The following is a 19090-nucleotide window of genomic DNA, read 5'->3' on the forward strand; positions in this document are numbered from 1 at the left end:
GAAGCCTGACCGACCCACCCTCCTTCCGGCCGCGCAAGCGGCCATTTTTTTTGGAGCGACGCCATGCAGCTGATCCTTCGTCTGGTCATGATCCTCGTGGCGCTCGTCGTCTTCACGACGGTCGGCGTGTTCCTTCTTTCACTCTTCGCGCGCGCCCTGCTCACGCACTGAAAGCGCTGCGCCCGTAGCGGGCATGCTTCGTGCGAAAGCAGCACCTCATGCCGCGCCGGCTTCCGATCGGGAAAGTTTCGCGGCGGATGCCTATACTGGCTGAGTGTCGTCTTTCGCCGCGTCGTCGGCGCCCGAAGGTCCTGCGCCCGGCGCGCAGACCCTTTTTCCGCCGCCCTTCCTCCGCGCCATCGGCGCGCGACACGCTTCGCCGCATCTTCGCCTCTCTCGGGCTCTGCCGCTCATTCGCCGCTGCTCTCGCCGCTTCCAGTGCAGCAGCTTGCTGCACTATTTCAGGAGAATGCTCGATGCCACAACGTCCCGTCCCCCAATCGAAAACCACACATACCGATACGCCGAACAAAGCACTCGCGTCCGCGCCCGCTCAAGCCGATGGCGCGTCCGTCACTTTCACGATGACCGTCAACGGCCGCAGCGAAACGCTTTCGCTCGATCCGCGCACGACGCTTTTAGATGCATTGCGCGAGCATCTTCATCTGACAGGCACGAAGAAAGGCTGCGATCACGGCCAATGCGGCGCATGCACCGTTCATGTGAACGGCCGCCGCGTGAACTCGTGTCTTTGCTTCGCGGCCGCATGCGATGGCGACACGATCACGACGATCGAAGGCATCGGCGAAGTGGAAGCGCTGCATCCGCTGCAAGCCGCGTTTGTCGAATGCGACGGCTATCAGTGCGGCTACTGCACCGCCGGCCAGTTGATGTCGGCGGTCGCGCTGCTCGATGAACCCATCGGTCCGAGCGACGACGACGTCCGCGAAGCGATGAGCGGCAACCTGTGCCGCTGCGGCGCGTACCAGAACATCGTCAGCGCGATCCAGTCGGTGCGCGCGAACAAGTCATCGGCGAAATAAGGGAGAGCGACATGGACACGTTTCAGCTCTCCCGCGCGCGCGACATGCGCGACGCGATCAACGCGGGCGCGCTCGCGCACACCGCGCAGCAAGGCGCGGAAGTGCGCTTTCTCGCGGGCGGCACGACGCTGCTCGACCTGATGAAGCTCAACGTCGAGCGGCCGATGCGCGTCGTCGATATCAGCCGTCTTCCGCTCGACAAGATCGAGGCGACACCGGATGGCGGCGTGCGCATCGGCGCGACCTCGCGCAATTCGGATCTCGCGCATCACGCGCTGATTCGCGATCGTTACGCGGTGCTCTCGCAAGCGCTGCTCGCGGGCGCGTCGGTGCAGTTGCGCAATATGGCGACCACCGGCGGCAATCTCCTGCAGCGCACACGTTGCGTCTATTTCCGCGATACGACATCGCCATGCAACAAGCGCGAGCCCGGCACCGGCTGCTCCGCGATTCAAGGCTTCAATCGCATGATGGCGATCATGGGCACGAGCGAAGCGTGCATCGCGAGCAATCCGTCGGATATGTGCGTCGCGTTGCAGGCGCTCGAAGCGACGATTCATGTCGAAGGCACGGGCGGCAAGCGCGCGATTCCCATCGACGAATTCTTTCTGCTGCCGGGCACGACGCCCGATCGCGAGAACGTGCTCGATGCGGGCGATCTCGTCACGCACGTGACCTTGCCGCCGCCGGTCGAAGGCGCGCGCTCGTGCTATCTGAAGCTGCGCGATCGCGCGTCGTATGAGTTCGCGCTGGCGTCGGCGGGCGTCGTGATCGGCGTGAAGGACGGGCGCATTTCTCATGCGCGCGTGGCGCTCGGCGGCGTCGGCACGAAGCCGTGGCGATCGCGCGAAGCGGAGAAGGAACTGCAGGATGCATCGCCCGATGAAGCGACGTTCAAGCGCGCCGCCGATGCCGCACTCGCCGGTGCGAAGCCGCAAAGCGAGAACGGCTTCAAGGTGGAGCTTTCGAAGCGCTGCATCGTGCATGCGCTGAAGACCGCCACGCAAACTTCCTGACCACGACCGAGGAACCGAACATGTCCACCGCGCCCGACATCACGCAGTCCTTCATCGGACGGCCCCAGTCGCGCATCGACGGACCGCTGAAGGTTTGCGGCCGCGCGACTTACACCTCAGACGTCGACTTGCCCGGCATGCTGTATGCCGTGCCGGTCGGCAGCACTATCGCGAGCGGCAAGATCACGTCGCTCGAATTCGCCGCCGCGCAATCGATGCCCGGCGTGAAGCTGATTCTTCATCGCGGCAATATCAGCCGCTTCTATCGCATTTCCGGCAACTCGATCGATACCGGTTTCGTCGACGAAAATCGCCCGCCCTTCGAGGACGACACCATTCGCTACTACGGGCAATACGTCGCGCTCGTCGTGGCCGATACGTTCGAAGCGGCGAGCGCGGCGGCTGCCGCGATCAAGGTCGGCTATGACAGGACGCCGCACGATGTCAGCACGACGCTCGATCCCGGCAGGAAGCTCGATGTGCACAGCGAGCGCGGCGATCCGGACAAGGCGTTCGACGATGCGCCCGTGAAGATCGACCAAACCTATGTGACGCCCGTCGAGACGCATAACCCGATCGAGCTGCACGCGACCATCGCGCACTGGAACGGCGAGAGTTATACGTTCTATGAAACGAGTCAGGCTGTCGCCAATCATCAGGGCACGCTGATGCAGATGATGGGCCTGCCCAAAGAGAAAGTGCGCGTGATCTCGCGCTATCTCGGCTCGGGCTTCGGCGGCAAGCTGTGGATGTGGCCGCACTCGCTGCTCGCCGCCGCCGCGACGCGGCAACTCGAGCGGCCCGTCAAGCTCGTGCTGTCGCGCAAGATGATGTTCCAGAACGTCGGGCATCGGCCAACCACGCAGCAACGCGTGCGGCTCGCGGCGACGCAGGACGGCAAGCTCGTGTCGCTGCAGCATGACTTCGTGAATCACGAAGCCATCGGCGACGATTACACGGAGGACTGCGGCGAAGCGACGCCATCGATGTACAGCACGCCCAATCTGCGCGTGACGGGCGGCACCGTGAAGCGCAATGTCGGCTCGCCCACGTCGATGCGCGGCCCCGGCGCCGTGCCCGGTTTATACGCGCTCGAATCGGCGATGGACGAGCTCGCCATCGCGCTGAAGATCGATCCGGTCGACCTGAGGCTGCGCAACGAACCGGGCGTCGATGAGAGCAGCGGCCTGCCGTTCTCGTCGCGGCATTTCGTCGAATGCCTGAAGACGGGCGCGGAGAAATTCGGCTGGTCGAAGCGCACGCCCGAAGTCGGATCGATGAAACGCGACGGGCTCACGCTCGGCTGGGGCATCGGCGCGTGCAGTTGGCCGGGGCTGCGCTTCTCGGCCGACGCGACCGTCGATCTGCGCGCGGACGGCACCGCGCGCGTCGTGTGCGGCACGCAGGATATCGGCACGGGCACGTACACGATCCTCGCGCAGATCGTCGCGGAGCATACGGGCATTCCGCTCGACAAGATCGAAGTCGGCCTCGGCGATACAGCGCTGCCGCTCGGCCCGGTCTCGGGTGGATCGGCGGCGACGGCTTCGGTGATTCCGGCGGTATCGGATGCGGTGCGCGCGGCCATCAAGACGTTGCTTGCGCGTGCGTCGAAAGCGGAAGGCTTGCCGTTCGCGGGCGCGAAGGCCGGCGAGCTTGCGATGAGTGGCGGTCATGTGCATCGCAAGAACGAGCGGCCCGAAAGCGGCGTGCCGTATGCACGCATTCTCGAGGCGGCGAGGCTGCATGCCGCATCGGGCAGCGGCAGCGCGAAAGGCGGCTTCGACGATCCATTGAAGAAGAAATGGTCGATCCACTCATACGGCGTGCATTTCGCCGAAGTGACGTGGGAACCCGCGACTGCGCGCCTGCGCGTGAGCCGCGTCGTGACCGTGATCGATGGCGGCAAGATCCTCAACCCGCGCGCGGCCCGTAATCAGATCGAGGGCGCGGTGGTGATGGGCGTCGGCATGGCGCTCTTCGAGCACACTGTCTACGACGAACGGACTGGCGCGCCGGTCAACAGCAGCCTCGCCGATTACGTGGTTGCGACCAACGCGGATACGCCGAAGATGGACGTCACGTTCCTCGATTATCCGGACACGGTCTTCAACGAGCTGGGCGCGCGCGGAATCGCGGAGATCGGGCTGGCGGGGATTGCGGCGGCGATCACGGGTGCGGTGTATCACGCGACTGGCGTGCGCGTGAGGAAGCTGCCGGTGATGATCGAGGATTTGCTTTAAACACTCCTGGTGGCACGCCCCGGCTTTCCGTATCGTTCGACGGTTCGGAAGCCGGGCTCAATCGCCGATACCGGTTCGTATAATGAGGTCCGCGGCGAATCGGTCTTCGAATCGCGTATCCATCAGGCAAACCAATGAAAAATCCCACCGACAAACCGCTGACCGAACGTGAACTCGATCGCCTGGAAGCCTTGCTCGATTCCTTCGGCGATGAGGCAATGACCCTCGAGATGGTCGATGGCTTTTTCGCGGCGCTGATTTGCGGCCCCGACGAAGTCCCGCCGCACGAGTGGCTTCTCGCGGTGCTGGGCAAGGATGTCGCGCAAGCAAAGGAAAAGGACGCAGAGAACACGCTGCAACTGCTGATTCGTCACTGGAACACCATCGCGGACGATCTCGACGTCACGCTGCACAAAGATGCTGTCTATCTGCCCGTGCTGTCACTTGACGAAAAAGACGGCATCGCTCACGCCAACGAATGGGCGGAGGGCTTCATGGCGGGCATAGAGATGCGCCGCGAAAGCTGGGGCGAGTTGTTCGATGACGATGAGCACGCGGAATCGTTGCTTCCGGTACTGATGCTCTATCACGAGGACGACCCCGATCCCGAGCTTCGGACCGACCCGGAAGCATTTGAAGACCGTGACACGTTAATCCAGGAAATGATCGCGGGGCTGACTTATATCTACCGCTACTTCGACGCGCGCCGGAAGGAGAATGCGCTGCGCGATGCGCCCGCGCCGATGCAGCGGAAGAGCGAAAAGATCGGCAGAAACGAGCCGTGCCCATGCGGCAGCGGGCGCAAGTACAAGCAATGCTGCGGCGCGAGTGCTGCCACGATCCATTGAGCCGCGGACAGCGGACGGATGCATGCAAATCGCTATGCTAGACTGCATTCGCAGCCTTGTTACCGGTTGTGCATTACATCGAAACGCTAACTTGCGCCAAACCATGAAGCCATCCGTTGCCCTGCAAGGTCACCGATAGGAAATTCGCCGCGTGGTCGAAGCGCACCGCGCGAAAAATGCGCGCATCTTCGGCTCAGTCGCGCGCGGCGAAGATACGGAAGACAGTGACCTCGATCTGCTCATCGATCCTACGCCGAAAACTTCGCTACTCGACATCGGTGCGATTCGCCACGAGCTGCGTCAACTGCCCGGTGTGAAGGTGGATGTGTTGACGCCCGGCGCGCTGCCCGACCGTACGCGCGATACGATCATCGCAGGCGCGATTCCCGTATGAGCCGGGACGCATCGACGTTGGCCGAGTGCGTTGACCACGTCCTCGCCGCAATAGGACGTGTCACGCGAAGCGACTTTCGAAGTGATCGGCGAAGCATGCAGCACCATCCGGCGATACTTTCCTGACTTCGCCGCCGGCATCCCGAGGTGCCGTTCCAGTCCGCGTACGAAATGCCCGACGCGCTGTCGCACGGCTACCATAAGATCGATTTCGGCATCGTCCGGGTGACGGTCCGCGAGGACCTTCCGGCTCTTGGTCAACAGTTCCAGTTGCTCGCCGAAGAATTGCAGCGCACCAGCTAGCAGCAGTCAGGAAACGCTACTTGTGCCGCAAGAGCCTTTTTAGCCTCTGCGTCTCCAGCCCCTCTCCGGCTCTCGAACACTCGTACAGGCACACCGCTTGCCTGCCCCTTGGGGTTCGATCCTCCCCCAAGACGCGCTAACATAAGCACCAGCCCATCCCCAAACCCCTGTGTAAGCAGCAATTTCAGCCGGAGTGCCCATGAACGACATGATCAAACAACACGGCCTGCAGGTCGACGCGAGCCTCGCGAAGTTCGTTGATGAAGAAGCCATCCCCGGCACGGGCGTCGACAGCGCGTCGTTCTGGAAGGGATTCGATGCCATCGTGCACGATCTCGCGCCGAAGAATCGCGCGCTGCTCGCCGAGCGCGACCGTCTCCAGACCGAACTCGACAACTGGCATCGCAGCAATCCGGGCCCGGTGCGCGATCCGCGCGCCTATCGCAAGTTTCTCGAAGACATCGGCTATATCGTGCCCGCGCCCGCGCATGTGCAGGCGAACACCGCCAATGTCGATCGCGAAATCGCCGAGCAGGCCGGCCCGCAGCTCGTCGTGCCGCTCTCGAATCTGCGCTATGCGCTCAACGCCGCCAACGCGCGCTGGGGCAGCCTGTACGACGCGCTCTACGGCACCGACGCCATCGACGAAAGCGACGGCGCCGAGCGCACCGCGCAGTTCAATCCGAAGCGCGGCGCGAAGGTCATCGCTTATGCGCGCGCTTTCCTCGACGACAACGCGCCCCTCGCCGACGGCTCGCACGCCGACGCGACGAAGTACGGCGTCGAGCAGGGCAAGCTCGTCGTCACGCTGAAGGACGGCGGCAAGAGCGGGCTCGCGAACGCCGAACAGTTCGCGGGCTATCAGGGCGATGCGAAAGAGCCGTCCGCCATTCTCTTGAAGCACAACGATCTGCACTTCGAGATTCAGATCGACGCGAACCATTCCATCGGCAAGACGGATGCGGCGCACGTGAAGGACGTGCTGATCGAAGCGGCGGTGAGCACGATCATCGACTGTGAGGATTCGGTCGCGGCCGTCGATGCCGCCGACAAGACGCAGCTCTATCGCAACTGGCTCGGCCTGATGCAAGGCCATCTCTCCGAGCAGGTCACGAAGAACGGCAAGAGCTTCACGCGCAGCATGAACGCGGATCGCGAGTACACCGCGCCGAATGGCTCGACCCTCAAGCTGCACGGACGTTCGCTCCTGTTCGTCCGCAACGTCGGCCATCTGATGACGAACCCGGCCGTGCTCGATCGCGACGGCAAGGAAATCCCCGAAGGCATCCTCGACGCCGTGATGACCACGCTCGGCTCGATGCACGACCTCAAGAACAAGATGAACTCGCGCACGGGTTCCATCTATATCGTGAAGCCGAAGATGCACGGCCCCGCCGAAGTGGCGTTCGCCGACGAGCTCTTTTCGCGAGTCGAAGACCTGCTCGGCCTGCCGCGTCATACCATCAAAATGGGCATCATGGACGAGGAACGCCGCACGAGCGTGAACCTCAAGGCGTGCATCGCGGCGGCGGGCGCGCGCGTCGCGTTCATCAACACGGGCTTCCTGGATCGCACCGGCGACGAGATGCATTCGTCGATGGAAGCCGGCCCGATGATGCGCAAGGGCGACATGAAGTCGTCGAAGTGGATCGGCTCGTATGAGCGCAACAACGTGCTCGTCGGCCTGAACACGGGCTTGCGCGGACGCGCGCAGATCGGCAAGGGCATGTGGGCGATGCCCGATCTCATGCACGCCATGCTCGAGCAGAAGATCGCGCATCCGAAGGCGGGTGCGAACACGGCATGGGTGCCGTCACCGACCGCCGCCACGCTGCACGCGCTGCATTACCACATGGTCGATGTGCAGCAGGTTCAGCAGGAGCTCGAAAGCATCGACTATGACACCCAGAAGAACGAGCTGCTCGATGGCCTGCTGACCATTCCCGTCGTCGACAATCCGACATGGTCGGAAGAGGACATCAAGAACGAGATCGAGAACAACGCGCAGGGCATTCTCGGTTATGTCGTGCGCTGGGTCGATCAGGGCGTGGGCTGCTCGAAGGTGCCGGACATTCACGATGTCGGCCTGATGGAAGACCGCGCGACGCTGCGTATTTCGAGCCAGCACATCGCGAACTGGCTGCGTCACGGCATCGTGACGGAAGAGCAGGTTCGTGCGACGCTCGAACGCATGGCGGCCGTCGTCGACAAGCAGAACGAGTCCGATCCGTACTATCGCCCGATGGCGCCTTCGTTCGACAGCTCGTTCGCGTTCAAGGCCGCGTGCGCGCTGGTGTTCGAAGGACGCACGCAACCGAGCGGTTATACGGAACCGCTGCTGCACAAGTTCCGTCTTGCCGCGAAGGAATCGATGTAACCTGAAAGCGCGCGCACGCAAACCAGCGTGCGCGCGCTGTCTTCACTGCTCCGACCAGAGCTTGCCCGCGGTCGCCCAGTTCTCGCGCTTCACGTCCGTCAGGATGATATCCACCGAGCCCGGCTCGCAGCCGAGCGTCTCGCACGTCGTGCGCGTGATCGCCTCGACGAACTTGCGCTTCTCTTCCACCGTGCGGCCTTCGAAAAGCTGAATGTTGAATGTTGGCATGCCGTCGATCTCCTTTGTCAAAGTGGTTTCAATCGCGATAAGACGCATCGATGCGATCGAGCTTGCGCAATAGCGCCGGCCATTCGAGCGCGCCTTCGATGGCGTCATCGTCATGCAGTTGCGCCGCGGTGCGCGTGACGACGTCCGGCGTCGGCACGATCATCTTGCCCACGCCCGCGAGCGCGCGCAGCTGAATATCGCATGCCTTGACGAGCATATCCATCAGCACATAAGCCTCGGCGATCGTGCGCCCGAGCGTGAGCGGACCGTGATTGCGCAGCAGCATCGCGCGATGCGCGCCGAGACTTTTCACCAGCCGTTCGCCTTCGGCCGGTGAGAACGCCAGCCCTTCGTAATCGTGATACGCGAGATGACCATGAAAGCGCATCGCGTGCTGCGACGCAGGCAGCAGACCATGCGGCTGCGCGGACACCGCAACGGCCTCGCGCACATGCAGATGCATCACGCATACGGCATCTTCCCGCGCGGCATGCACGGCGCCGTGCAGCGCGAAGCCCGTCGCATTCACCGGATGCGCGCTTTCGCCGATCACGTTCCCGTCGATATCGATCTTCACGAGATTCGACGCCGTGACTTCATCGAACGAAAGCCCGAACGGATTGATGAGAAAGCGCCCCGGCTCGCCCGGCACGCTCGCGGAAATGTGCGTGTAGACGACATCGTCCCAGCCGTTGAGCGCAACCAGCCGGTAGGCGGCGGCGAGGTCCACGCGCGTTGCGTTTTCGGCCGCCGAGCGCGGTCCGCTTTCCGCGATCCTGCGCTCAGGCGTGTGGGTGAACGACATGCGAATCTCCTTGTTTCGATGTTCCCGACCAGCGCCGCTGAACGACGATCATCGCCCATGACGCGAGCACGAAAGGCGCGGTCAGCGCCGCGATGCCGATGCAATCGATCACGCGCTCGATCAGCACGGCCGCGACGATCGCGCCGAGCGCATAGCGCTTGCCGAGCGGCGCGGTCGCGAGTGCGGCGAGCGCCGCGTTGAAGCCGCACGCACCCGACAGCACGACGGCATCGCTCGCGCCGCCGAGGCCGTGCAGCGTGGCGCCGAGCGCGCTGCCCGCCAGCGCCCATGCCGCCTGCGACGGCCGCGACGCGAACAGCCCCGCCGCGATCAACGCGCCCGCGAGCGCGCCGGTCGCGAAGGTGATGGGCGCGAGACCCGCGAACGCAGCCTGAAGCATCGTGATGAAGCCCGCCGCGACTTGCGGAATCGCGCCCGTGTCGCCGCGATCGGCGAACAGCGGCAGCCAGCACCAGGTCACGATGATCGCGGGGCTCGAAAAGATCGGCAAACGGTGGCGCGAAAGCACGCGCGTGAGCTTGCGGGCGAGAAAGGTCGCGAACATCGCCGCGACGATCGCGACGGCGGCGGCCTGAGACGCATCGCCGATGAAGGTGAAAGCGGCAAGCGCCGCGAGCGCGCCATTGAAGCCGTAGAGATCGTCGCGGAATGCGGGAGCGTCGCTGTCTTCGATGATCACGCTGATGACGTTGCCCGTCAGCGTGCCGATCAGAAGCCCGCACGCGAGGCGCGGACTCGCGCACAGAACGGCGAGAAACAGCAGCGCGCCGGTCGCGGCGTTGCGCTGGAGCACGATTTGCCCGATCGCGCGGGCAAAGCTGCGGAGCTGGTCGCCGAAGGCGGCGTTTGAATGGAGTGCGGAGGACATGCTGGGCGGCGACGGCATGGGAAGCCGCCAGCATATAGCAGCCGGCGCGCGCCGTGCGACGGCGGGCCGAATAACCTGTATCTGGCTTGCAGCAGAGGGCGCGGCGAATGTCGCGCCAGGAGAGAAAGACTTAGTTGAGCGCCATGGGAACCAGCGGCGACGGCTCGCCGACACCCGGATTCGCGAGCGACAGTTCCGCGCTTATCTTGACCATTTCCGTGACGTTTTCGCGGAAATTCGGGTGCTTTTCCCAGGTGATGTAGCTCGCGTCCATGACGGCGGAAATCGTGAGCAAGGCAAAAGCGGCTTTTTCCAGCATTTCGTAGCGGCGGCGCATGATCTGCTCCTCAATTTTTGCAACATTGTAACGGAACCTAGGGTTTCCCCCTAACGGTTTGTTGCAATGCCGCAAATCGCCCGCCGCTACGACGGCTGCGCCCCGGCCCCTTTTTTGGGACGGAGCACGTTTTACGCGATCACATCGATGCTTCGAGCATCGCCTCGTAATCCGCGCTCGACGCCTCGCGCGGATTCGTCTTGTGACTGTGATCCTTCAGCGCGCCCGCGATGATGCGCGGGAACAGCTCGCGCGTCACGCCGAGTTCCGCGAGGCCGCGCGGCAGGCCCAGCGTGGCGGTCATCTTGCGCACCGCTTCGCCGACCTCGCCGCCGGATGTCAGGCCCATCGCCTGCGCGATGCGGTCGAGCTTGCCCTCTTCCAGCATCGTAGGCGCGCTGCTGTTGAACGCGATGACCGCTGGCAAGAAGATGGCGTTGAGCGTGCCGTGATGCAGCTTCGGATTGATGCCGCCGAGCGAATGGCTCAGGCTGTGCACGCAGCCGAGCCCCTTCTGAAACGCGAGTGCGCCCTGCATCGACGCACTCATCATGTTCCAGCGCGCGACGCGGTCCGAGCCGTCGCGCGTCGCGCGCTCGATGTGACGCCACGCGCGCCACAGGCCGTCGAGCGCGATGCCGTCGGCGGGTGCGTTGAACGCCGGCGCCATGAAGGTTTCGAGGCAATGCGCGATCGCGTCCATGCCGGTCGCGGCGGTGAGCATCGGCGGCAGGCCGAGCGTCAGTTCGGGATCGCAGATCGCGACCTTCGGCACGACATGCGGCGAGATCACGCCGACCTTGCGGCCATCGTCGAGGATCAGGATCGCGCCGCGGCCCACTTCGCTGCCGGTGCCCGCGGTCGTCGGAATGGCGATCACGGGCGCGGTCTTCGCGGTGATGCGCGCGAGACCGCCTTCGATCACCGCGAAGCTTTGCAGCGGGCCATCGTGCGTCGCGCAGACGGCGACGCCCTTCGCGAGATCGATCGACGAGCCGCCGCCCGCAGCGATCACGCCGTCGCACTGGTTCTCCTTGAACATCGCGACGGCATCGCGCACGGCCGCCTCGTTCGGATTGGGCGGCGTGGCGTCGAACACCGGCACGGGCGATGAAGCCCCGAGCGCATCGAGCACCTTGTCGAGCAGGCCTGCCGCGCGGATGCCGGCATCGGTCACGATCAGCGGACGGCGAATGCCGATGCGCTCGCATTCGCCGGCGAGCAGGCGCACCGCGCCGAAATCGAACTGAATCTGCGTGATGTAATTGATGAGGGACATGATGACTGACTGAAGGTTATAGTCATTGCCGCCTTGGCTTTCCGGGTTCAGGCGGCACGGTGCCTGCCAGTATACGAGCGGACGCAGCCGCGCGATACTGACGACTTTTGATACCGCTATAACTTTTCGTCAACCCGGAATCCTTCGATGACGCCCTCGCTCAACTCGATCGTCTCGCGCCTTCACGTCAAGCAGCTGCGTTTGTTGATCGCGCTCGAAGAACGCGGCTCGCTGCTCGGCGCGGCAAAACAGCTCGCGTTGACGCAGCCGGGTGCGAGCAAGGCGCTGCATGAAATCGAAACTACCTTCGGCACGCCGCTTTTCGTGCGTACCAATCGCGGCCTCGCGCCGAACGCGGTCGGTCATTGCGTGATTCGCTATGCGCGGCTCATTCATACGGACCTGGCGCATCTGCGTGAAGAGATCGTCGGCATCATGCGCGGCTATGGCGGGCGCGTGTCGGTGGGCGTGATCATGGGCGCGGTGCCGCTGCTCACCGACGCCATCACTGCCGTGAGCGAGCGTCAGCCGGAAATGTCGGTGGAAATCGTCGAGGATACGAGCCCGGGCTTGCTCGGTCTGATCGACGCGGGCCGGCTCGATCTCGCGATATGCCGCACGAGCGTGAGTCAAACGCCGTATCTCTACGACAGCGTGATCGTGAAAGACGAAACGCTTGCGGTCATCGCGAACGTCGCGCATCCGCTTGCGAAACGCAGGCGTATTGCACTGAAGGATCTCGCGAAGCATCGCTGGGTCGTCTATCGCGCGAATATGCCGATGCGGCTTCTGCTCGAACGCGAATTTCACGATGCGGGCCTGCGCTTCCCCGCTCATCTGCTGGAAACGACATCGGCGTTCGCGACGCTCGCCTTATTGCAGAAGGATCCGTCGCTGGTCGCGCTCGTATCCGTCGATGTCGCGCGCTTCTGCACGGCGCATGGCATCGTGTGCACGCTGCCAGTGGCGCTGGCATCGCGCAGCGAGCCTTATGAAATGGTCACGCGCCGCGATGCGCCGCTTTCGCCGGGCGTGCGTCTGCTGATGCAGGCGATCACCGAAGCGGGCAGCGCGGCGGCATAGTTCGCGTCAGAAGCGGAAGTCATTGAAGAACTTTTCGCGCTCCATCACGGTGAGCGCGGCGCGCTTGTGCGGGAAATCGAACTCCTTCAGCGTATAGAAACCCATGCGATGCATGTACGCGATATGCCGCACATGATCGACGCGCGGTTCGCCCACGAGCCGCCCGGTGCGCGGATCATCGATGAACATGTAGTGCAGCACGCCGCTCCACCACGCCTTCAGCTTGCCTGCGCTTTGGAATTGCGCATCCCCGATCAGCAGATGCAGGCCGCGGTCGAAGTCGCCCGCATCGTAGAACGGGCCGAGGCGGTCTTCCTTCGCCCAATAGAACTCGAAGTATCCGAAGGGCTTATCGTCGAAATAGCCGATCATCGGATGCATGTGCGGGTCTTCGCGACGTTCCGCGAGATAAGCCGCGTGCTCGGCCCGTGTGCCGCGCTGGTCCCAGAAGTGCGCTACGCGGTCGAGGTTCATCCATTCGCTGAAGACTTTCGAATCTGATTCGGGATCGGCGGTGCGCAGGCTGAAGGTCATGGCGATCTGCGGGAAGTGGCGTTCGTAGATCGTGCCTTCGGTGTTTTCGGGTCTGACTGGATGCGTGACGCCGTTGCTGCTTTCTGTGTAGCGCAGAAGGGTTTCGCTCGATGGTGGGGCCTTTAGCCAAGGGCGAGGGCTTTGCCAGAAGGTGTTGCGCGATGTGGTGAGCAGAATGTGATCGTCGCGGGGATCGGCATTGTCGATCAGGTTTTCGTTTTGTGCCTGGGCGGCGAAGGCTATTGCTGGTACAGCTTCGCTTGGCGCATGAGGTATGGATAACGTCGCCGTGCGGCGCTCAGGCTCGTTGCAGTAGATTTCGCATAGGGCGTTGAGCAATGTCTCCGACTTGTAATGCTGTTGCCATGCGGGTAATGTGCGGTCCGCTTTTGTTGCTTTTACTGCTTCTGCATCCGGTGCTGTGTTCATTGTTGTGCCTCTCTGGCAGTTTTCTCTCTGATGGATCAGGCTTCTGGCGGATCCTGTGTTCGCGTCGGTCTGTTGGCACTGCCCCTGTGCGGGGCGGCAGTCGCTTTTTGCTTCGCTTTCTATGGAATCCTGTTTTCGTGTCGGTCTATTTGCGTTGCCCCTGTGCGGGGCGGCAGTCACTTTCTTTGCTGCTGCAAAGAAAGTAACCAAAGAAACAGCTATCCCCATCCAAAGTACTTCAAGCCGGCCCCGGCACAGAAGCACTCTCGTGGTCCGGCAGTAGCGAGTGCCCTCATAGGTCTAATCGGGCTTGGATCGCGCACGGTCTGTCTCATCGCACCACTTAACTGACTGGTAAGGCGCCAAATAGCTCCAGCCCGCTTCGCGGCCGACCGGTCCATCGGGGCTGCGTGTGCTTCCTTTCTAACGCTTCCATCTCACTGCATCTGCTTTCCGTTGGTTTCCCTTGCAAACCCAACGGCAGCGCGTAGCGCTGTGCCGGAACTCTTTGGTGCTGCACCAGCGCGCTATAACTTCTAGCTTGTCAGACCGTGCGCGATCCAAGCCCGATTAGGCCTATGAGGGCACTCGCTACTGCCGGACCACGTGCCATCTTCTGTGCCGCGGCCGGCATGAAGTGCTTAGGCTGGGGATAGCTGTTTCTTTGGTTACTTTCTTTGCAGCAGCAAAGAAAGTGACTGCCGCCCCGCACAGGGGCAACGCCAATAGACCACTAAGAAAACGGGATCCGGCGAAAAACCAAAAAACACCCTACACAATGTCCTTGGCAAAACTTTCAGCCATAGCCAAAAGCCCCCCTTCGAGCGCCGGAAACAAACTCCGCTGAAAGTTATTCCAGCGCAACTCGAGAATAGAGTCCACAGGATCAATACTCGTGCCGAGCACATCAAAGATGACTTCCCCCGAATCGATCCCATCATCGACGTAATGAAACGAAGCCCCGGTCCTATCGATCACCGGCGCGGACTGCACGCGCATCGTGCTCCAGTCGACCACGCGTTCACCACGCGCCCCGTACAGCGCATCGAGCGTCGCATACGCGCCGCGTCTTTCAAACGGCGAACCGAGCCGCGTAACCCCAGGATGAATGTTCGCAATGCGACCGCAGAACTCCGCCCCAGGCCGAACGAGTTCATCGAGAATCACGAGCAAGCCATCGAGCACGACGAAATCCGCATCGAGCGCATGAAGCTTGTCGAGCAAGCGCTTCTCGAACGCACTCTTCCCCACCGCGCGCTCGACGACAGCATCCACAGGCAAGCGACGATAGGCAGACGGAATCGCATGAAGCAGACTCATCACCGGCACGCCTTGCACAGCAAGCTCCGGTGGATGAATCCACTGTCCGCCCGGCGCAGGCCGAAAGCCGTATCCAGCGAGTTTGAAGCAATCCCGCGGCGAGTCTTCATCATCGTCGTAGATCACGCCTTCGAGCGAATACAGGTCGCCCAGCGGCGATCGATTGAGCTGTTCGACGAGAAACTCGAGCGGCGATTTCATATACCGCGTGCCGCCCTTGTACTCGATATGCTGTCCCGCGCGATCCGCTGCCGCGTTGCGCAAGGACATGACGTACACCAGTTTTATCTTCGTCATTGAATTCCGCTTCAAAAGTGGCGACGCCGATCACGCTCAGCGCCGCCAACGATCATCACCAGTTATAGCGGGCGCTCGCGATCACCGTGCGCGGATTGCCATAGAAGCAGGCCGAATCCGACTGGCAACCGCTCACGAACGTGCGATTGAAAATGTTCGACGCATTCACCGCGAAACGCCAATGCGGCATGTCGTAATGAACGGCCGCGTCATACACCGTATAGCTCGGGACATACAGCGAGTTGTCCGCCGCGCCCGCAAGACCACTCTGATAACGAATGCCCGCGCCGAATCCGAGTCCATCGAGCGGTCCCGAATGCCACGTCCAGTCGGCCCACAACGATGCCATCTGGCGCGGCAACGGAATCGATACGGGCCACTTGTCGAGCGTCACGTCGTTCGCGCTGATGTTCTTCACATCCTGATAGACATAAGCCGCGATCACCGACAGATTGCGCGTCACGTTGCCCACCGCCGAAAGCTCGATGCCGCGCGAGCGCACTTCGCCCGTCTGCACGGAGAACGTGCCGGTCGGATCGGTCGGGTCGGGCGTGAGGACGTTCGTCTGGTTGATCTGATACACCGCCGCGCCGAGCATCAGGTTCTTGCCCGGCGGCTGCCAGCGCAGGCCCGCTTCGATCTGGCGGCCTCGCGTCGGTGCGGGCAGGCTGCCATCGGCCATCTTCACGCCGATGATCGGATTGAACGAAGTCGAATAGCTGATATACGGTGACAGCCCGTAATCGCCGAGATATGTCATGCCGACGCGCCCCGTGAACGCACTGTCGTCCTGCTTCAGCTGCGTGCCGCCGACGATGTCATCCTGCTTCGTATGGCTCCAGTCCTCGCGGCCGCCGATGGTCAGCATCCAGCGGTTCCACTTCACCTGATCCTGCGCATAGAGGCCAAAAGTATCGAGCGTCGTGCGGGTGTCGGTCTGGCCGAACGAATCCGGTCCGCTGAAGATCGCAGTCGAAACCGGCGTATAGACCGGGTTGTACATGTTGAGGCTCGGACCCAGCGCCAGCCATTCGCTGTCAGTCGAGTTCTGGCGGTTGTACTCGAAGCCGAGCAGCACCGTATGTTCGAGCGGTCCCGTGCCAAAGCGCGCCTGCGCCTGATTGTCGATATCAAAGCGGCTGTAGTTCGGCTGGAACAGCCCCGCATAGCGCGCGAGCGTCTGCTCGGTCGGATCGCTCGGATCGAGGCCCGCGCCCCATACCGCGCCGTTATCGAGCGACAGATGCATCCAGCGCGTGTTCTGACGAAACGTCCAGATGTCGTTGAACTTGTGCTCGAACTGATAGCCGATCGACCATTCCTTCTTGCGATAGTACGAGTACGTCGGATCGCCGGTATAGAGGTCCGGCGAAATCTTGCCGTTCGGATTGGGCAGCACCGTGCCTTGCGCGGGCAGGAAGTTGTTCGATGCATCGCCCCAGTCCTGCAAGTAGCTTGCCGCGATCGTCAACGACGTACTCGCGCTTGGCTGCCAGCGAACCGAAGGCGAAATCGCGAAGCGCTGTTCCGCGTGCGGACCGGTCATCGAGTTGCCGTCGCGCCCGACTGCGAGCACGCGATACGACCATGTCCCGTCCTTATCGATCTTGTCGCCGATATCGAACATCACCTGCTTGCGCGCGTAGTTGCCGATCTGCACGCCCGCTTCGCGATAGCGCCCGCCATCGGCGAGCTTGCTTTGCACATCGACGATCGCGCCAGGATCGCCCTGCCCGTACAACACCGACGTCGGACCGCGCAGGATCGTGATACTGTCGACCATGTACGGATCGACGCGCCAGCTCGACAGGTTCAGCGTATTGGGCACCTGCAAGCCGTCGACGAACACGGTCGGTGTGAAGCCGCGCAGCGCCGAGTACCAGTCGGAACGCACGTCCGAGCCATACGATGAAAATCCCGGCACATAGCGCAAGGCCTCGTTGATGGTCGTCGCGCCGGTCTCCTCGATCTGCGCAGAAGTAACGACGTTGATCGTCTGCGGAATCTCGTCGATGGGCGTATCGGTCTTCGTGCCGGTGCGGCTCCTGCGCGCGACGAGTCCCACGGTGTCGTCGTTGTCCGCAGATGCGTTCACGCGAACCGCGGGCAATGTGTTCGTCTGCGAAGCATCCTGCTGTGTTTCCTGCGGCGCATCCTGTTGTTGCGCCAACGCATGATCGGCCGCTGCCAGGCAAAACGCCGTGCTCGCCGCTGCGGCGATCGCCCGGCGCGTCCCTCTTCCCCACATCATTCTTCTTCTCTCCAATCGCAATGCGGCTTCGCATTCGCCGCTACTTCGTCAAAGAGCTACGGCCATGCGACCGCTGCTCACCCCGTTTTTCTTCGTATCGGCTGCCTGCCCTGCGATGTTTTCTCGTCCCGCGCCGGAAAGCGATGCGGCGATCTCATCCGAACGCACCGCAAGCACGGAAAGCAGCGTGTCGGAGAGACCGTGGCTGTCTTCGCAGCAGCCTTGCAGATAGATGCGCGCCTTGAAGTTCGACGGCGTGGCGAGGCGATAATCACGGCCCACGTTGCGCTCCGCGAGGGCATCGCCGAGATGCGGTGCGAGTCCGTCGAGCAGCGCAAGATGCGCGTCGCGCCGATAACCTGTCGCGAGCACGAGCGCATCGAAACGTTCCGCGTGCGCGTGGCCGGTGAGCATGTCGCGCATCGTCAGTTCGATATGGCCGCTCGCGCGGCGCGCGCTGTTCTCGATAACCGTATTCGCCAGCAACCGGTGCCGCGTTTCATCGGAAACCTTTTGCAGATAGAGCATTTCGTAGATCTGTTCGATCAACGGACGATCGACGACCGCATAGTTCGTATCGCGGAAGCGCTCGATCAGCGAGCGGCGCCCGTCTTCCGATTGCGCATAGACGACATCGGTGAATTCGGGGCTGAAGATCTCGTTGACGAAAGGCGTGTCATCGGCGGGCTTGAGCGCGCTCGCGCGAATCACGAGTGTCGCGTCGACGTGCGGAAAGCGGCGCGTGAGATCGGTGAACACTTCCGCCGCGCTCTGTCCCGCGCCGATCACGGCGATGCGCTTCTTGCCGTCGCGATCGTCGCCCGCGACATGCTCGATCGAACTCAGATACGCCGACGAGTGAATCACGTTATGCGGCCCGAGCGACGCGAACGGCTCCGGCACGCGCGCCGTTCCCCCCACGCCGATCGAAAGCGCCTTCGTCACGCGACGCCATTCGCGGCCGTCCTCATCCTCCGACACGACGCGCAGCGCATTCACGTCACCGCTCGTGTCGAGCATAGGCTCGATAGCCTTGACGCGCTGACCGTAATGCACGCGGTCGTCGAAAGCCCGCGCGACCCAGCTCAGATAATCGTGAAACTCGACGCGCGTCGGATAGAAGTTCTTCAGGTTCACGAACTCGTTCAGACGCCCGCGTTCGAACAGATAGTTGATGAACGTGAAGCGGCTCGTCGGGTCGCGTTGGGTGACGAGATCTTTGAGGAAGGAAATCTGCATGCGGCAATCGTCGAGCAGCATGTCGCGATGCCAGCCGAACGCCTGCTGCCGTTCGATGTAGCAATGCTTCATGCTGGACGCGCCGCGCGCTTCGGCGAGCCGCACGGCAAGCGACAGATTCGACGGCCCAAAGCCGACGCCGATCAGATCGAATACGGTTTCATTTTTCATGTTCC

Annotated in this window: 16 protein-coding genes and 1 pseudogene; 8 read left to right on the top strand and 9 right to left on the bottom strand. The window is 62.7% G+C overall.

From position 1 onward, the window contains the following. Positions 1-476 precede the first annotated feature (476 nt). The 7 genes and pseudogenes from AWB78_RS24990 (at position 477) to AWB78_RS25020 (ending at position 8223) form a co-directional block, all read left to right on the top strand. On the top strand, positions 477-1043 hold the full coding sequence (locus AWB78_RS24990; protein WP_062608674.1) for a (2Fe-2S)-binding protein: 567 nt from the start codon (positions 477-479) through the stop codon (positions 1041-1043). Between the two features lie 11 nt (positions 1044-1054). Next, on the top strand, positions 1055-2059 hold the full coding sequence (locus AWB78_RS24995; RefSeq protein ID WP_062608675.1) for an FAD binding domain-containing protein: 1005 nt from the start codon (positions 1055-1057) through the stop codon (positions 2057-2059). A 20-nt stretch (positions 2060-2079) separates the two neighbouring features. Further along, positions 2080-4302, top strand: coding sequence for a xanthine dehydrogenase family protein molybdopterin-binding subunit (locus AWB78_RS25000; protein WP_062608676.1), 2223 nt, complete (start codon positions 2080-2082; stop codon positions 4300-4302). Positions 4303-4436: 134 nt separating this feature from the next. After that, positions 4437-5150, top strand: a complete 714-nt coding sequence (locus AWB78_RS25005) for a UPF0149 family protein (protein WP_062608677.1) — start codon at positions 4437-4439, stop codon at positions 5148-5150. Positions 5151-5301: 151 nt separating this feature from the next. Next, positions 5302-5544: a nucleotidyltransferase family protein gene (locus AWB78_RS25010; RefSeq protein ID WP_332460114.1), complete on the top strand. Its 243-nt coding sequence runs from the start codon at positions 5302-5304 to the stop codon at positions 5542-5544. 140 nt (positions 5545-5684) lie between these two features. Continuing rightward, a pseudogene (locus AWB78_RS48490) lies at positions 5685-5846 on the top strand (HepT-like ribonuclease domain-containing protein); the annotation flags it as partial. Positions 5847-6045: 199 nt separating this feature from the next. Next, positions 6046-8223 (top strand): malate synthase G, encoded by a 2178-nt coding sequence (locus AWB78_RS25020; protein WP_062608678.1) that lies wholly within the window; start codon positions 6046-6048, stop codon positions 8221-8223. Between the two features lie 42 nt (positions 8224-8265). On the opposite strand, the gene AWB78_RS25025 is transcribed toward AWB78_RS25020, so the two are convergent. From AWB78_RS25025 to gbd, 5 genes are all read right to left on the bottom strand, one after another. After that, entirely contained in the window at positions 8266-8451 is a 186-nt protein-coding gene (locus AWB78_RS25025; protein WP_008347661.1) for a 4-oxalocrotonate tautomerase, read from the bottom strand. Positions 8452-8479: 28 nt separating this feature from the next. Then, a complete protein-coding gene (locus tag AWB78_RS25030; protein WP_062608679.1) occupies positions 8480-9256 on the bottom strand; it encodes a class II aldolase/adducin family protein in 777 nt (258 codons plus the stop codon). Further along, positions 9234-10145 (bottom strand): urea transporter, encoded by a 912-nt coding sequence (locus tag AWB78_RS25035; RefSeq protein WP_062608708.1) that lies wholly within the window; start codon positions 10143-10145, stop codon positions 9234-9236. Before AWB78_RS25035 ends, AWB78_RS25030 begins: the two co-directional genes overlap by 23 nt. 130 nt (positions 10146-10275) lie before the next feature. Next, positions 10276-10482, bottom strand: a complete 207-nt coding sequence (locus tag AWB78_RS25040) for a hypothetical protein (RefSeq protein WP_062608680.1) — start codon at positions 10480-10482, stop codon at positions 10276-10278. Between the two features lie 139 nt (positions 10483-10621). Further along, complete coding sequence (gene gbd, locus AWB78_RS25045; protein WP_062608681.1) at positions 10622-11761, bottom strand: 4-hydroxybutyrate dehydrogenase; 1140 nt, start codon at positions 11759-11761, stop codon at positions 10622-10624. Positions 11762-11908: 147 nt separating this feature from the next. Between gbd and AWB78_RS25050 the strand changes: the two genes are divergently transcribed. Further along, the gene (locus tag AWB78_RS25050; protein ID WP_062608682.1) at positions 11909-12844 is read left to right on the top strand and encodes a LysR family transcriptional regulator; all 936 of its coding nucleotides are present in this window, start codon (positions 11909-11911) and stop codon (positions 12842-12844) included. Between the two features lie 6 nt (positions 12845-12850). Here AWB78_RS25050 and AWB78_RS25055 read toward each other — a convergent pair whose 3' ends face one another. From AWB78_RS25055 to AWB78_RS25070, 4 genes are all read right to left on the bottom strand, one after another. Then, positions 12851-13807, bottom strand: a complete 957-nt coding sequence (locus AWB78_RS25055) for a GNAT family N-acetyltransferase (RefSeq protein ID WP_062608683.1) — start codon at positions 13805-13807, stop codon at positions 12851-12853. 771 nt (positions 13808-14578) lie between these two features. Then, a complete protein-coding gene (locus AWB78_RS25060; protein ID WP_062608684.1) occupies positions 14579-15424 on the bottom strand; it encodes a formyl transferase in 846 nt (281 codons plus the stop codon). A 55-nt stretch (positions 15425-15479) separates the two neighbouring features. After that, the gene (locus AWB78_RS25065) at positions 15480-17675 is read right to left on the bottom strand and encodes a TonB-dependent siderophore receptor (protein ID WP_062608685.1); all 2196 of its coding nucleotides are present in this window, start codon (positions 17673-17675) and stop codon (positions 15480-15482) included. 48 nt (positions 17676-17723) lie between these two features. Then, complete coding sequence (locus AWB78_RS25070) at positions 17724-19085, bottom strand: lysine N(6)-hydroxylase/L-ornithine N(5)-oxygenase family protein (protein WP_062608686.1); 1362 nt, start codon at positions 19083-19085, stop codon at positions 17724-17726. Positions 19086-19090 lie beyond the last annotated feature (5 nt).

Source organism: Caballeronia calidae (assembly GCF_900044055.2).
GTDB classification, from domain to species: Bacteria; Pseudomonadota; Gammaproteobacteria; order Burkholderiales; family Burkholderiaceae; genus Caballeronia; species Caballeronia calidae.

Bases quoted from the DNA above. Each gene is read 5' to 3' on its own strand.
- AWB78_RS24990 (WP_062608674.1), top strand. From the start codon at position 477: ATGCCACAACGTCCCGTCCCCCAATCGAAAACCACACATACCGATACG.
- AWB78_RS24995 (WP_062608675.1), top strand. From the start codon at position 1,055: ATGGACACGTTTCAGCTCTCCCGCGCGCGCGACATGCGCGACGCGATC.
- AWB78_RS25000 (WP_062608676.1), top strand. From the start codon at position 2,080: ATGTCCACCGCGCCCGACATCACGCAGTCCTTCATCGGACGGCCCCAG.
- AWB78_RS25005 (WP_062608677.1), top strand. From the start codon at position 4,437: ATGAAAAATCCCACCGACAAACCGCTGACCGAACGTGAACTCGATCGC.
- AWB78_RS25020 (WP_062608678.1), top strand. From the start codon at position 6,046: ATGAACGACATGATCAAACAACACGGCCTGCAGGTCGACGCGAGCCTC.
- AWB78_RS25025 (WP_008347661.1), bottom strand. From the start codon at position 8,451: ATGCCAACATTCAACATTCAGCTTTTCGAAGGCCGCACGGTGGAAGAG.
- AWB78_RS25030 (WP_062608679.1), bottom strand. From the start codon at position 9,256: ATGTCGTTCACCCACACGCCTGAGCGCAGGATCGCGGAAAGCGGACCG.
- AWB78_RS25035 (WP_062608708.1), bottom strand. From the start codon at position 10,145: ATGTCCTCCGCACTCCATTCAAACGCCGCCTTCGGCGACCAGCTCCGC.
- AWB78_RS25040 (WP_062608680.1), bottom strand. From the start codon at position 10,482: ATGCGCCGCCGCTACGAAATGCTGGAAAAAGCCGCTTTTGCCTTGCTC.
- gbd (WP_062608681.1), bottom strand. From the start codon at position 11,761: ATGTCCCTCATCAATTACATCACGCAGATTCAGTTCGATTTCGGCGCG.
- AWB78_RS25050 (WP_062608682.1), top strand. From the start codon at position 11,909: ATGACGCCCTCGCTCAACTCGATCGTCTCGCGCCTTCACGTCAAGCAG.
- AWB78_RS25055 (WP_062608683.1), bottom strand. From the start codon at position 13,807: ATGAACACAGCACCGGATGCAGAAGCAGTAAAAGCAACAAAAGCGGAC.
- AWB78_RS25060 (WP_062608684.1), bottom strand. From the start codon at position 15,424: ATGACGAAGATAAAACTGGTGTACGTCATGTCCTTGCGCAACGCGGCA.
- AWB78_RS25065 (WP_062608685.1), bottom strand. From the start codon at position 17,675: ATGATGTGGGGAAGAGGGACGCGCCGGGCGATCGCCGCAGCGGCGAGC.
- AWB78_RS25070 (WP_062608686.1), bottom strand. From the start codon at position 19,085: ATGAAAAATGAAACCGTATTCGATCTGATCGGCGTCGGCTTTGGGCCG.